The 13950-nt window shown below is 31.1% G+C and carries 13 protein-coding genes and 1 riboswitch; of the genes, 3 read left to right on the forward strand and 10 right to left on the reverse strand.

Translation table 11 applies throughout. The features are described 5' to 3' along the window. Positions 1-3 precede the first annotated feature (3 nt). The 8 genes from JL193_RS01420 to JL193_RS01455 all read right to left on the reverse strand — a co-directional run bounded on the left by JL193_RS01420 (position 4) and on the right by JL193_RS01455 (position 6761). Positions 4-774 carry a thiazole synthase gene (locus JL193_RS01420; RefSeq protein WP_207972139.1) on the reverse strand — a complete coding sequence of 257 codons (771 nt, stop codon included), beginning with the start codon at positions 772-774 and terminating at the stop codon, positions 4-6. Between the two features lie 23 nt (positions 775-797). Beyond that, the gene (gene thiE / locus JL193_RS01425) at positions 798-1433 is read right to left on the reverse strand and encodes a thiamine phosphate synthase (RefSeq protein ID WP_207972140.1); all 636 of its coding nucleotides are present in this window, start codon (positions 1431-1433) and stop codon (positions 798-800) included. 3 nt (positions 1434-1436) lie between these two features. Continuing rightward, positions 1437-2189 (reverse strand): hydroxymethylpyrimidine/phosphomethylpyrimidine kinase, encoded by a 753-nt coding sequence (locus JL193_RS01430; RefSeq protein ID WP_207972141.1) that lies wholly within the window; start codon positions 2187-2189, stop codon positions 1437-1439. Positions 2190-2230: 41 nt separating this feature from the next. Continuing rightward, positions 2231-2833, reverse strand: a complete 603-nt coding sequence (locus JL193_RS01435) for a thiamine phosphate synthase (protein ID WP_207972142.1) — start codon at positions 2831-2833, stop codon at positions 2231-2233. Between the two features lie 157 nt (positions 2834-2990). After that, a complete protein-coding gene (thiC, locus tag JL193_RS01440; protein WP_207972143.1) occupies positions 2991-4850 on the reverse strand; it encodes a phosphomethylpyrimidine synthase ThiC in 1860 nt (619 codons plus the stop codon). A 40-nt stretch (positions 4851-4890) separates the two neighbouring features. Next, a complete protein-coding gene (gene thiS, locus JL193_RS01445) occupies positions 4891-5094 on the reverse strand; it encodes a sulfur carrier protein ThiS (RefSeq protein ID WP_207972144.1) in 204 nt (67 codons plus the stop codon). 47 nt (positions 5095-5141) lie between these two features. After that, positions 5142-5236, reverse strand: a riboswitch (TPP riboswitch). Positions 5237-5313: 77 nt separating this feature from the next. Then, positions 5314-5598, reverse strand: a complete 285-nt coding sequence (locus JL193_RS01450) for an LETM1 domain-containing protein (protein WP_207972145.1) — start codon at positions 5596-5598, stop codon at positions 5314-5316. Further along, complete coding sequence (locus JL193_RS01455; protein WP_207972146.1) at positions 5595-6761, reverse strand: proline dehydrogenase family protein; 1167 nt, start codon at positions 6759-6761, stop codon at positions 5595-5597. The genes JL193_RS01450 and JL193_RS01455 overlap by 4 nt, the downstream gene beginning before the upstream one ends. A gap of 89 nt (positions 6762-6850) precedes the next feature. On the opposite strand from JL193_RS01455, the gene aroB reads away from it, so the two are divergent. Next, positions 6851-7909, forward strand: coding sequence for a 3-dehydroquinate synthase (gene aroB / locus JL193_RS01460; RefSeq protein WP_207972147.1), 1059 nt, complete (start codon positions 6851-6853; stop codon positions 7907-7909). A 204-nt stretch (positions 7910-8113) separates the two neighbouring features. Here aroB and JL193_RS01465 read toward each other — a convergent pair whose 3' ends face one another. Together JL193_RS01465 and JL193_RS01470 are read right to left on the reverse strand one after the other, a co-directional pair. Beyond that, positions 8114-10627, reverse strand: coding sequence for a TonB-dependent receptor (locus tag JL193_RS01465; protein ID WP_207972148.1), 2514 nt, complete (start codon positions 10625-10627; stop codon positions 8114-8116). Between the two features lie 225 nt (positions 10628-10852). Next, complete coding sequence (locus JL193_RS01470; RefSeq protein WP_207972149.1) at positions 10853-11305, reverse strand: cold-shock protein; 453 nt, start codon at positions 11303-11305, stop codon at positions 10853-10855. Positions 11306-11606: 301 nt separating this feature from the next. Between JL193_RS01470 and JL193_RS01475 the strand changes: the two genes are divergently transcribed. Both JL193_RS01475 and JL193_RS01480 read left to right on the forward strand, forming a co-directional pair. Continuing rightward, on the forward strand, positions 11607-12278 hold the full coding sequence (locus JL193_RS01475) for a TetR/AcrR family transcriptional regulator (protein ID WP_207972150.1): 672 nt from the start codon (positions 11607-11609) through the stop codon (positions 12276-12278). 2 nt (positions 12279-12280) lie between these two features. Beyond that, complete coding sequence (locus JL193_RS01480; protein ID WP_207972151.1) at positions 12281-13948, forward strand: peptidase domain-containing ABC transporter; 1668 nt, start codon at positions 12281-12283, stop codon at positions 13946-13948. Positions 13949-13950: the final 2 nt, after the last annotated feature.

Genomic DNA, 13950 nt, shown 5'->3' on the forward strand with positions numbered 1-13950 from the left:
CATTTAATTTAAAAAAGAGGTTAAAGGGCTACTTGCTTCTGCTTTTTGACTAATTGGTGCCAGCTTTGCCTCGTAAGCCATTCTACCTGCTTTAACAGCTATTTTAAATGCTTTTGCCATTTGAACAGGGTTTTTAGAAACTGCAATTGCGGTATTTACCAAAACTGCATCTGCCCCCAATTCCATTGCAAATGCAGCGTGCGAAGGTGCACCAATACCAGCATCTACAATTACAGGAACATTCGATTGTTCTATAATAATTTCTAAAAACTCTTGTGTTTTTAAGCCTTTATTGCTTCCAATGGGTGCTCCTAAAGGCATAACGCATTGTACACCAACTTGCTCTAATCTTTTGCATAAAACTGGGTCTGCATGAATATAAGGCATTACTACAAAACCTAATTTTACCAATTCTTCTGCAGCTTTTAGGGTTTCTATAGGATCTGGCAATAAATATCTTGGATCTGGATGAATTTCTAATTTTACCCAATTTGTTTCCAAAGCTTCTCTCGACAATTCTGCTGCAAAAATGGCTTCTTTTGCAGTTCTTACGCCAGAGGTATTGGGTAAAAGATTTATTCTAGGATCATTTAAATGCGATAAAATATCGTCTTCTTCGTTTTTAATATCTACTCTTTTTAAAGCCACTGTTATCAACTCGCTTTCCGAGGCTAATAAAGATTCTTTCATTAATTTTGAAGAACTAAATTTTCCTGTTCCTGTAAATAACCGCGACGTAAATTTTTTATCTGCAATTTCTAGTTTCTCGTTCATAATTACTTTTATTATTTGTAATTCTATTGTTTTACCAATTTATGTTGTTTCGACGATTTTAAAATTTTATAAAAATCTGAAATTCGATTAAAATCTCTTGTAATTTCTTGTGAAATAGCAATTCCGTAAACCCCCGAATTTATAAGTGTTGCCACATTTTTTAAAGAAATGCCACCAATTGCTATTATTGGAATGTTTGTTTTTAACGAGGTATTGATTGTTTTATACCCTTCTATTCCTAAAATAGGACTCAAATTCTTTTTTGTTTTTGTAAATTGAAAAGGTCCTAAACCAATGTAGTTTACCTTTTTTTCTAATAAAATTTTACAGTCTTCTAAAGTATTTGCTGTGCCTCCAATCATATAAGAATCTCCTAAATAAGCACGTGCTTTTGAGGGACATTCATCATTTTTTCCTAAATGAACTCCATCTGCTTTTACCTCTTTTACAATTTTATAATAATCGTTAATAATTAATTTTGTTTGATAATTTTTTGTAATTTCTCTAGCTTTTTTTGCTGTTTCTAAAATAATTTCAGGAGCAACATTTTTTAATCGAAGTTGTACCCATTTTACACCAGAAACACAAGCTTTTTCTATATTTCTTAAATGTTCTTCGGAAGTTTTGCCCTGTGTAATGTATTGTAATTCGCTTATCATAAATTAATAAATATGGGTACCTAATAAGCTTTTATTAGAAATTAAAAAATTTTCTGTGTATTTTTTTGCTTTTTTTGAAGCCTCTTCTATAGACAATTCTTTTTGTAAATTAGAAGCCAATGCCGCAGATAACACGCAACCACTTCCGTGTTTTTTATAAACTTTAGTTATTGCTGGTACAATATTTAATTTTACGGTTGTCTTATAATAGACTTCATCCCAACCTTTTTTATCTTCTCTATGACCTCCTTTTAAATAAATATTTGTTTTTTTAGAAATAAATGCAATGGTTTCATCGATAGATTTATTCGGGAATAAAGCCTTTATTTCGTCGTAATTTGGTGTTATAAAATCGCAATAATAGAGCACTTTTTCGAAAATTTTTAGGTTTTGTTTTGAATGAAAATTAAACCCTGCACTCGCTTTTAATATGGGGTCTAATACTATTTTTATCGCAGAATTTAACTTTTTTAATGTTTGAACTACCTCCAATAAAACATTCCAAGATTGAATAATGCCTATTTTAACTACAGCAATCTCAAAACGTTCAAACAAGGTTTTAATTTGATTGATAATTATTTCTTTTTCAATCCAAATACATTCTTTAAAATCAATATCATTTTGAATGGTAACTGCTGTACATACCGATAAACCGTACAAACCATGTGCTTCAAATGTTTTAATATCTGAAGTAACGCCTGCACCACTAGAGGGGTCTAAACCTGCTACAGTTAATATGTAGTTTTTTTTGTTCAATTTTTATATTTTAATTCTCAATTTCAATAAAATTTACAATATTAATGTATTACAGAAGTTTCGTAACATTCTTTTATTTTTTTAAAGCTATCTACTGGTTTTTCTGTATTCCAAACACCACCTAAAACGCCAATGCCTTTAAACCCGAGATTTATCGTTTCTTTTATCGTTTGGGTATGAATGCCCCCCATACCAATTATTTTTTTATTGATATGGTTTACATTAAAACCTTTTCCATTATACCCTTTTTTAGATATTGATGAAAAAACAGGACTTAACAAATAATAATCGAAATCGAAATAACAAGCCTCTAAAACTGCTGGTTCGTGGAAAGAAGAGCTAATTGTTTTACCAATTATGTTTAAATTTTTAGAATACTCGCTAAAATTGTGAATACAGTCGATTCTTTTTTGTTCTTGAAAATGGATGCCTTTTAAATTGAAACTATTTACGAGTTCATGAAAATAATGAACCACAATTCTATGATGATATTTTTTATCTATTTGATTTAAATAGGCAACATGTTCTTGGTAGTTTTTTTCTGGTTTTCTAAGATGAAACCATTCTAAACCTTCTTTAAATAATTGGTTTAGCAGTGCTACTTCGTTTGGAACCTCTTTTTCTGGAGAAATTAAAATTATCATAATACTTGTGAGTTAGGGATTGAAATGGCATCCTTTTTAGTTGTTCGTTCGAGTGAATTTGTGAAGAATGAACAAATTTATATCGAGAACAAACTAAAAAGATATAATGGAAAGCCCGACCACGCTTTTTTTTAAGCGTGGGAACTTCCAAATAATTTTATAAATAAACTTCTGAACCTTTTTCTTTAAATTCTTTCGATTTTTCTTCCATTCCTTTTGCAATTACTTCATTATCGATAATGTTATTTTCTGCTGCAAAATCTCGTACTTCTTGAGATATTTTCATCGAACAAAATTTTGGACCGCACATAGAACAAAAATGTGCTACTTTAGCACCTTCTGCTGGCAAGGTTTCATCGTGATATTCTAAAGCACGCTCTGGATCTAGCCCTAAGTTGAATTGGTCTCGCCAACGAAATTCAAAACGAGCCATGCTTAATGCATTATCTCTATGCTGTGCACCTGGATGGCCTTTTGCCAAATCTGCAGCGTGTGCCGCTATTTTATAGGTAATTACTCCAACTCGAACATCTTCTTTATTAGGCAATCCTAAATGTTCTTTAGGTGTTACGTAACACAACATAGCACAGCCATACCAACCAATTATAGCTGCACCAATACCAGAAGTTATATGGTCGTAACCTGGTGCAATATCTGTTGTTAAAGGTCCTAAAGTGTAAAATGGTGCTTCGTCACAAGCTTCTATTTGCTTATCCATATTTTCTTTTATCATATGCATTGGCACGTGACCTGGACCTTCTATAAAACATTGTACTTCGTGCTTACGAGCAATTTTAGTTAATTCTCCCAAAGTTTCTAGTTCTGCAAACTGAGCTTCGTCATTGGCATCTGCTATAGAACCTGGACGCAAACCATCTCCTAATGAAAAAGCAACATCGTATTGTTTTAATATTTCGCAAATATCTTCGAAATGTGTGTATAAAAAACTTTCTTTATGATGTGCCAAACACCATTTTGCCATAATTGAGCCACCACGCGACACAATACCTGTTACACGATTTGCTGTCATTGGAATGTAGCGCAATAAAACTCCTGCATGAATTGTAAAATAATCGACACCTTGTTCTGCTTGTTCGATTAAGGTATCTCGAAAAATTTCCCAAGTTAAATCTTCTGCTACTCCGTTTACTTTTTCTAAGGCTTGATAAATGGGTACTGTACCAACTGGCACTGGAGAGTTTCTAATAATCCACTCACGGGTTTCGTGAATGTTTTCTCCTGTAGATAAATCCATAATATTGTCTGCACCCCATCTACAAGCCCAAACGGCTTTTTCTACTTCTTCTTCAATTGAAGATGTTACTGCAGAATTGCCAATATTTGCATTTATTTTTACCAAAAAATTTCTACCTAAAATCATAGGCTCTGCTTCTGGATGATTGATGTTTGAAGGAATTACAGCACGACCTTTTGCAACCTCCGAACGTACAAACTCTGGGGTAATTTTATTTGGAATCGAAGCGCCAAAGTGTTTTCCTTTGTGCTGTTTTCTAATTTCTGTTAATTCGTCTATTCGCTGGTTTTCACGAATAGCAATGTACTCCATTTCTGGGGTAATAATGCCTTTTTTAGCATAATGCAATTGGGTTACATTTTCTCCTTTTTTTGCTCGCAAAGGCTTTTTTAATAAAGAAAAACGCATATGGTCTAAACTTTTATCGTTTAAACGCTCGTTGCTATATTTAGAGGAGAATTGGTCTAGTTTTTCTACATTTTTTCTGTCTAAAATCCATTGCTCGCGAATACGTTCTATTCCTTTATGAATGTCGATATCTTTGTTAGGGTCTGTATAAGGGCCAGAAGTATCGTAAACGGTAACAGGTTCGTTTGGGGTTTTCTTTTTAGTAAAAGAATCTATTGAATCTGTTAAAGAAATTTCGCGCATTGCCACTTTTATTTGTGGATGAATTTTACCAGAAACATAAATCTTTTTTGAGTTTGGAAATGGATATCTTGTAATTCCGTCTTTTTTGGGTGCTGTATCTTTTTTCTTCATAATTGCGTTCGTTTTAAAAATTTGTTTAAAAGTTTAATGATTAACCTCCTTGAGTAGATTTGATAATTAAAACATTGTCGTTATCTTGAAGCAACCGAATAGACCAATCAGTTTTCTTAATTATAGTACCATTTATGGCAACAGCAATTCCGTTCGTTTTTATTTTAAAAAAACGAATTAATTCTTCTAAAGCTAAGATTTCTGAAAATTGATGATTTTCTTGGTTTACTTTTATCGTAATCATATTTATAAAATATTACTGTAAACCTAAAAGAAGTAGTTCTGTACACTACAGTCTAAGTAACTTTTTCCTACGTTGGTGTTAACCAAATCAGGTTCTAAGGATATTTCTCAAACTAACTTAATAGCTACTCCTAAAGTTTACACGACAAATATATTGTATTATTTATTTAAAAAATCGATTTTTAACTATTTTTATATTAATTGTAAAAAATACGATTGATTATTTAACATCGTCTCTAAATACTGATGGTAAAATATCGGGAATTAGTTTTATTAAAAGTGGCAATAATAAGGCACCACCTGGAAGCATAAATACTGTTAATGCAGGTATTGCTTTACATATATCTAACATTTGTATTCGAATTTTTAATTTTTCTTCTACAGTTAAACTTGTATGTGTCGATTTTTTTAGCAAAGCCATTGCTTCTTTACTCTGAAGCAACTCTTGGTGTAATCTTAATTTATTTTTATGCAGTAAAATTTTAATTTCCTCTACGGTTTTCATTCTAATTTTCTACGTTTTCTTTCTATTTTAATTAAATTTAACTCCCTGCTTGTTTGCCCTGCAACAGAGGTGTTTTCTTCTGCTCTTCTTATTAAATACGGCATTACATCTCTTACGGGACCAAATGGAAGGTATTTGGCAACATTATAACCTTGGTTTGCTAAATTGTAGCTAATGTGGTCGCTCATACCAAATAATTGACCAAACCAAAGTTTTTTATCGTTTTTTTTAATGTTGTATTTATTCGCTAAATCCATCACTAAATACGAGCTTTCTTCGTTATGAGTTCCTGCAAAAAGTGCCATTTTGGGGTGTTCCATCATATATTGAATCGCTTTGTCGTAATTGGTATCTGTGGCTGCTTTATTTTCGCAGATTGGAGATGGATATCCTTTCTCTTTTGCTCTTTCTCTTTCTTTTTCCATATATGCACCTCTAACGACTTTCATACCAATATAAAACTCTTTTTGATGTGCTTTTTGGTGTAGCGCTTTTAAATACTCTAAACGATCGTGCCTGTACATTTGTAGCGTATTAAAAACAATGGCCTTTTCTTTGTTATAGGTTTCCATTAAGTCTTCTATAAGTTCGTCTGCCGCTTTTTGCATCCAGCTTTCTTCTGCATCTATTAATAAAGGAACATCTTTTTTTACAGCTGCTTTACATACTTTGTGATAACGATCTTGCACTCTATTCCACTCTGCTTGTTCTTCTTCTGTAAGCTTTTTTCCTTCGGTTATTTTTTGATATAAAGCAAAACGTCCAAATCCTGTAGGTTTAAAAACCGCAAACGGAATGGATTTTTTTTCTTCGCAAAAGTTTATAATTTTTAAAATTTTTTCTAAAGCTCCATCAAAACTTACTTCTTTGTCTTGCCCTTCTACAGAATAATCTAAAACACTATGTACATTGCCATTACTGTACATATTATCGATAATAGGCAAACAATCTTCTTCTGTAACGCCACCACAAAAATGGTCGAAAACTGTAGAACGAATAAGCCCTTCTATGGGCAAATGTGCTTTTAATGCAAAGTTCGTTACAACGCTACCTATCTTTACCATTGGCTGACTCTGAATCATTTTAAACAGAAAATAAGCCCGTTCTAATTGAGAATCGGATTTTAAAGCAAAAGCTACTTTTGTGTTATCGAAAAGTTTCATCAGGCATAATTTTATACAGAACAAATATAGTCTAAGAGGGCAAATAATTAAATATTTTCTACTTATTTTGCACTTTAAATTTTTATAAAATGAAATCCATTCAAGCAATTAACTATCCTGTTCATTTTCAGAACAAAGCATATAAAGAAATTTCTCATTTACTTTTAAAAAAAGACTATTCTACTATTTTTATTTTGGTAGATGAGAACACTTTTGAGCATTGTTATCCGAAATTTATCTCTAATTTAGTAACAGACAAAAAAATTGAAGTAATTGAAATTGAATCTGGAGAGATTCATAAAAACATCGAAACCTGCATTAGTGTTTGGAATGCAATTACCGAACTTGGTGGAGATCGTAAAAGTGTATTGATTACTTTAGGAGGTGGTGTAATTACAGATTTAGGCGGTTTTGTGGCTTCGTGCTTTAAACGCGGAATCGATTTTGTAAATATTCCAACTACATTATTGTCTATGGTTGATGCTTCCGTTGGAGGAAAAACAGGGGTAGATTTGGGCGTCTTAAAAAATCAAATTGGCTTGTTTGCAAACCCGCAAATGGTTATTGTAGATGATACTTATCTAGAAACCGTTTCTAAAAGAGAAATAAAATCGGGGATGGCAGAAATTATTAAGTATGGGGTTACTTACGACAGTAAACTATTTAATGAAATAAAGGACAATAAAGGTTTAAATATCAAAGATTTAATATTTAGATCTATCGAAATTAAAAATGAAGTTGTTTTACAAGATCCTAAAGAGAAAAGCCTTCGAAAAATATTAAATTTCGGACATACGATTGGACATGCAATTGAGTCTTTTTATCTAGAATCTGAAGACAAAGAAAACTTAACTCATGGTGAAGCTATTGCCATTGGAATGGTTTGCGAAAGCTATATTTCTAACAAACTTTTAAATTTTCCGAAAGACAAATTAAAAGAAATAAAAGATGTTATTTTATCTATTTATAATAAAATAAATCTTTTAAAAGAAGATTTTTCTAAAATTATAGAATTGCTAAAACACGATAAAAAAAATGTAAACGGACAAGTAAATTTTGTGCTTTTAAATGACTACGAAAACCACAAATTAGATTGTAAGGTTTCTGAAGAGTTGATTGTGGAGAGTATGGAGTTTTATAATTCTTAAAAATGACTTATGACTTATGACTTATGACTTATGACTTATGACTTATGACTTATGACTTATGACTTATGACTTATGACTTATGACAAAGTTCAAAATTTCTTATAATATATCAAAAAAAAAGGAGTATTAATTAAAACTTAATACTCCTTTTTTAGTCTTACGTCTTATTTTATTTTCAGTCTTACTTCAAAAAAATGTGATTCTCTAAAACTCTCTTTTTCCAAATTCACTTTCTATAAATTTCGATTTATTTTTAGCGGCATTAAATGTGTAAGAAAGGTTTAAAGAAACCATATCTACTTCGTACCTATAATTGGTCGTTGTGTAAAACTGGTTTGCTCTAGATGTTGTAATTCGTTGTTCGTTTGTGTTTAACAAACCCATGTCTATATTTTGCCATTGCAATGTTGCTGTTAAGCGATTGTCCATAAACTTTTTACGAAAGGTTAAGTTTGGCGAATAAAAACGGGAATCTTTACCCATTGCTGTATTTCTGTCCGATAAATAATTAAAAGTAAATTGCAAAGAAGCATTTTCCCAGAAATTATAGGTAGAATTTAAATTGAATGAGTATATAGTTGCTTTGGTATCTATATTATAATTTCTTTCAACCCCATCTCTATGTCTAAAATTTAAAACGCCATTAATTGCATAATTATAAACATTTGCACCAATAAAGTTCGTCCAATTTTTAGTCGGTTTTAAGGTTGCTCCGATTTCTAAACCAATTGAATTGCTTTTACCAACATTCGAGTACACCCTGTTAATAATACTATCTAAAACAGCTCCATTACTTTTATAAGCTAAGGTGTTTACGCGATTTATTACATTATTTACATGCCTGTAATAAGCAGTTGCATAAACAGAATTTCCTCCTTTTAGTTTTTTTGTGATCCCTAATTCTACCAAATCGATAAATTCTGGTAATAAAGTATTGTCTCCCTGTTCAAAAACTTCGGAATGTTCGCGCTCTGCAAAGCTGTTCATTTTAAAGGTGGTAGTTCTTTCTACCCTTTTACTGTAGGCTGTTTTTATGTTGGTTTTATCATTAATTTTGTACTGAAGAGAAGCTGAAGGAAATAATTTTACAAAATCGTAATCGTATCTATTTTCTTGGGTTTCGCTCTGTAAAGCTTCAATATAGGTTCTATCCATAGATTCTAAACGAACTCCTGCTGCATAATTCCATTTATTTTTAGACCCTGAAATTTGTGCATATCCAGAATGAATGATTCTTTTTAAACTTACATCGCTCGAAAATTCTGGAACTACATTTCCATCTCTTTCGTAAACAAATTTTCCTGTATGGTCTAAATCTCGATATTGATAACCTGTTTCTAAAGTTCCGAATGAAAACGGTTTCCATAAATAATCTAGGTTAAAACGTGTACCATATAAAGGATTGTCGTTGGTATTGAATTCTCTTTGATATACAATAGAATTATCAGGAAACCCTAAATTGTCGTTTTCTGTGGGACCTCCTAAAAAAGTGTATTCGTACAATATCGAAGTAGAAATTTTAGATTTATTTTTAAATTGATGCGAATAATCGAAACTCCCCAAAGCAAAATCTCCTTTACGAACTCTTAAATTATGGTTGAAATAAGTAAATTCGTACAACAAATTATTGCTGCCAATTGGAGAAACTGCAGTGTTGTTATAAACAATGTCTGCCAAACGTTCTTTTGTTCTTTTTCCTGCGAAAAAACCTAAAGAATACTTATTTGAGGTGTTGGGTGTATAATCTATATTAAAACGGCCATTATACGTAATTTCATCGAAACTACGCTCGCCATCAGAAGGTAAAAAAGTGGTTTTATTCTCTGGAGCATTTACAATAAACATATCTCCTTCTCTTCTACCTGTTTTATCGTTTCTTTGATAACTTGCACCCACAGAAATATTCCAATTGTTTGTTCTTTTGTTAATGGTTGCATCGATTCCGTATCTTTTTGCGGAAACTTTGGTGTCATAATCTTCAATAGAAGGAAATCCGCCACGAATGTTTATTTGTGCAAATGTTCCGTTAATTGCCCCTTTTTTAGTGAGTATATTTATAATTCCGCCTTTTCCTTCAGGATCGTATTTTGCAGAAGGCGCTGTAATTAATTCGATAGATTGCAAGGCATTCGCAGGCAATTGTGCTAAAATGGTTGTTGGGTCGCCCTGTGTTGGTTTTCCATTGATTAAAACCGTAAATCCTTTACTTCCTCGAACACTTATTTCGCCTAAACCGTCAATTGTAACAGAAGGTAGGTTTTTAACAACATCAACCGCATTTCCACCCACTGTACTTTGGTATTTTTTTGTGTCGAAAACTTGTCGATCGATTTTATGAGACACGGTTTGTTTTTCTGTTTTAACAACGACTTCATTTAATTGATTTCCAGAACCTAAAACAATTTTTATTGTACCTAAGTCTTTTTTTTCTCCTTTGTTATTTATTACAATAGATGAAATTGTTTTTACTTGATAACCGATAAAAGAAGCTTCTAAATAATAGATTCCTTGTTTTACATTCGCAATCGAAAAAACACCCTTATTATTCGTTACAACGCCAGTAACCAGTTTTTTATCTTGTTGATTGTATAAAGCTACAGTGGCATATTCAAGAGGATAATTATCTTCATTATCAATAATTTTACCTGTTATTTGTGAAAAAGAAACCTGACTACCCATAAAAATTAGAAGTAGAAAAATCCATTTGTTTAGATTCATAATATTGCTTTAATCGTATTAAAAGAGCGCAAATTTACATTAAAAATAAAAGAGAGGATAATTAATTGTACGAGAAAGTTGGTAAAAGGTTTCTTATAACTTGGGGGTTATAGAAGCCACAAAAAAAATCCTTCAAAAGAAGGATTTTTTTTATAATTTATTTTTCTGCAGAATTTTAAATGCGAAGAAATTCTCGGTACAAAATTTCAAAAAAAGGTGTTGTTGTTAAATTCTTTTTACTTTAACTGCATTCATGCCACGCATTCCTTTTTCTAGCTCGAAAGAAACTTTGTCATTCTCTCCAATTTCATCAATTAAACCACTCACGTGTGTAAAATATTTTTCGTTATTTTCTGTATCAATAATAAAACCGAAACCTTTAGAAGTATCAAAGAAAGAAACTTTTCCTTTTCTAACAGGGTCTTCTTCTGGTAAGTCTTCTTTTTTAGTTACAGAAATTTCTATGTCTTCTAACTCGACTTCTACTTTTAATTCTGGGTCTGGTGGAGTATCTGTTAAATTTCCATTATGATCTACGTAAGCAAACTGAATTCCTGTAGATCCTTTCTCTTCTTTCTCGGCCTTTCTAGCCTCCATTTTCTTCTGCTTATCTAAACGTTTTTTTAAACGTTTCTTTTCTTTTTCACTTTTACTAAATGTTTGTTGCGATTTTGCCATTAAATTTTAAATAGATTTTTATTAAGAATTTGTGTAAGTTGAAAATGAATTCAAAAAAAAATCTAATTAAATAACAAAGTTTTATTAAAGAGATGTTCTCTACACGTTGCAAAGATAGTACAAATTTAATTTTTTTCAAAATAAAGCTTTGTTAGATGTTTTAATTGATTGCCCTTTCGTTTTTACGAAAGACTTTTTTATGACTGTAAATTTTAAATATTGTTAACAAAACATTAAATTATCAGTAATTCTTTCTTTTTTAATAGCATTACTATTATATTTGTGATCAAATATTTATCTTATGAAAGATTTATTGTCTGTTTTAAAAATCTCTGTTCCAGATAAAATGTATATCAAAGATCCAGAAACCTCTGATTTAGGCAAGAGAATTATAGAACATAGCATTTTATTAATTAACGAAATTGGTTTTGAAAGTTTTACTTTTAAAAAATTAGGAACAAAAATTGGTTCTAACGAAAGCTCTATATATCGATATTTTGAAAGCAAACACAAACTACTACTTTATCTTTCTTCTTGGTATTGGGCTTGGTTAGAGTACAAATTGGTTTTAGGTACATTTAGTATTTCTAATGCTGAAGAAAAATTAGAAAAAGCAATTATTACAGTTACAGAAACGATTATCGACGACAGTAAATACTCACATATTAGCGAGCCTATTTTGTACAAAATTATAGTAAATGAAAGCTCGAAGTCTTTTTTAACAAAAGAGGTAGATTCTAAGAATAAAGAAGGCTATTTCGAAATTTACAAAAGACTTATTTCTCGTTTAAATGAAATAATTTTAGAAGTAAAACCAGATTATAATTTTGGTTTGAGCTTGGCAAGCACCATTTTAGAAGGCGGTTTACATCAGCATTTTTTGCAAGAACACTTTCCTTCAATTACCAATTGTAAAAACAACAATACACCCACACAATTCTTTGTTCAATTAGCTAAAACTGCTTTACAATAATTATGGAAAATCAGCAATTAACCCCTTGGAAACGATTTTTAGGTCTCTTAAAATTAGAAAAAAGAGATATTTTTCAAATTTTTTATTATGCCATTTTTGGTGGAATTGTAGCACTCTCATTACCTTTAGGTATTCAGGCAATTATTAATTTATTACAAGGTGCGCAAATTTCTACTTCTTGGATTGTTTTGGTAGTTTTAGTAACCATTGGAGTTATTTTCTCTGGTTCGTTGCAGTTAATGCAGTTAAGAATTATAGAAACCATTCAGCAACGAATTTTTACGAGAGCTTCTTTCGAGTTAAGTTATCGATTTCCAAAGATTAAAATGAATGAATTGCGCAAGTATTATCCACCAGAATTGGCAAATCGTTTTTTCGATACATTAACCATTCAAAAGGGATTGTCGAAAATTTTAATTGATGTACCAACTGCATTATTGCAAATTATTTTTGCATTAATTCTGTTGTCATTTTATCATCCGTTTTTTATCATATTTGGTATTTTATTACTGCTACTTATTTACATCGTTTTTAAATTTACAGCACAAAGAGGTTTAGAAACCAGCCTTTTAGAATCTAAAAACAAATATAAGGTGGCACATTGGATTCAAGAAGTTGCAAGAACCATCGTAAGTTTTAAGCTTTCTGGAAATACAAATTTAGCTTTAAAAAAGAACGACAACTTGGTAAACAAATACTTAGAAGCTCGTGAGAAGCATTTTAGAATTCTTATTTTACAGTTTTCTCAAATGATTGGTTTTAAGGTAATTGTAACAGCAAGTTTGTTGCTAATTGGTGGAGCTTTGGTACTAAGGCAAGAAATGAATATTGGACAATTCGTAGCCGCAGAAATTATTATTTTACTGGTAATTGCTTCTGTAGAAAAGTTAATTATTGGTTTAGAATCTTTTTACGACGTTTTAACTTCTATAGAAAAAATAGGCCAAGTTGTAGATAAAGCATTAGAGCCACAAGAAGGCGAAAGACCTTTGTTTAAAAATGGACTAACAGTAGAGTTAGATGAAGTTTCTTACAACGTAGAAGACAGACCCAAACACATTTTAAAAAATATTTCTTTAACCTTAAATCCAAAAAGTAGAGTGCTAGTAATGGGTGAAAGCGGTGCAGGAAAATCGAGTTTATTACGATTACTATCTGGTGTTATCGAGCCAACTGCTGGAAATATTTATATTAACAACCTATCTTTAAGCAGCTTACACTTAAACCACTATCGTTCTCAATTAGGCTTGTCTCTTTCCGATGAAACTCCTTTCGAAGGAAGTATTAGAGAAAATTTGGTGTTTGGAAATTCAGAAATCGAAGAAAAAATAATTTTTGAAGCGTTAGATACTGTAGGTTTAAATCAGTTTTTAAAAGAGCAACCTAATGGTTTAGATACTGTAATTTATCCAGAAGGAAAACAGATTTCGTTTACAGTTGCCAAAAAATTAATTTTAGCAAGAGCTATTATTAAACAACCCAAAGTTATGATTTTAGAAGATCCATTAGACCAATTTAACTTAAATGAAACTAAAAAAATTATTAGTTATTTAACCGATGTTAAAAGACCTTGGGCATTGATTGTGGTAAGTAGTAAAAAAAGCTGGAGAACCCAATGCAACCAAATAATTGTATTAGAAAAAGGAGAAATTAAATCTATAAAAAACTAGTT

It is taken from the genome of Polaribacter batillariae, from assembly GCF_017498485.1.
In the GTDB taxonomy this organism is placed as follows: domain Bacteria; phylum Bacteroidota; class Bacteroidia; order Flavobacteriales; family Flavobacteriaceae; genus Polaribacter; species Polaribacter batillariae.

Excerpts from the sequence above, each read along its gene's own strand:
- JL193_RS01420 (WP_207972139.1), bottom strand. The coding sequence starts at position 774 with ATGAACGAGAAACTAGAAATTGCAGATAAAAAATTTACGTCGCGGTTA.
- thiE (WP_207972140.1), bottom strand. The coding sequence starts at position 1,433 with ATGATAAGCGAATTACAATACATTACACAGGGCAAAACTTCCGAAGAA.
- JL193_RS01435 (WP_207972142.1), bottom strand. The coding sequence starts at position 2,833 with ATGATAATTTTAATTTCTCCAGAAAAAGAGGTTCCAAACGAAGTAGCA.
- thiC (WP_207972143.1), bottom strand. The coding sequence starts at position 4,850 with ATGAAGAAAAAAGATACAGCACCCAAAAAAGACGGAATTACAAGATAT.
- thiS (WP_207972144.1), bottom strand. The coding sequence starts at position 5,094 with ATGATTACGATAAAAGTAAACCAAGAAAATCATCAATTTTCAGAAATC.
- JL193_RS01450 (WP_207972145.1), bottom strand. The coding sequence starts at position 5,598 with ATGAAAACCGTAGAGGAAATTAAAATTTTACTGCATAAAAATAAATTA.
- JL193_RS01455 (WP_207972146.1), bottom strand. The coding sequence starts at position 6,761 with ATGAAACTTTTCGATAACACAAAAGTAGCTTTTGCTTTAAAATCCGAT.
- aroB (WP_207972147.1), top strand. The coding sequence starts at position 6,851 with ATGAAATCCATTCAAGCAATTAACTATCCTGTTCATTTTCAGAACAAA.
- JL193_RS01465 (WP_207972148.1), bottom strand. The coding sequence starts at position 10,627 with ATGAATCTAAACAAATGGATTTTTCTACTTCTAATTTTTATGGGTAGT.
- JL193_RS01470 (WP_207972149.1), bottom strand. The coding sequence starts at position 11,305 with ATGGCAAAATCGCAACAAACATTTAGTAAAAGTGAAAAAGAAAAGAAA.
- JL193_RS01475 (WP_207972150.1), top strand. The coding sequence starts at position 11,607 with ATGAAAGATTTATTGTCTGTTTTAAAAATCTCTGTTCCAGATAAAATG.
- JL193_RS01480 (WP_207972151.1), top strand. The coding sequence starts at position 12,281 with ATGGAAAATCAGCAATTAACCCCTTGGAAACGATTTTTAGGTCTCTTA.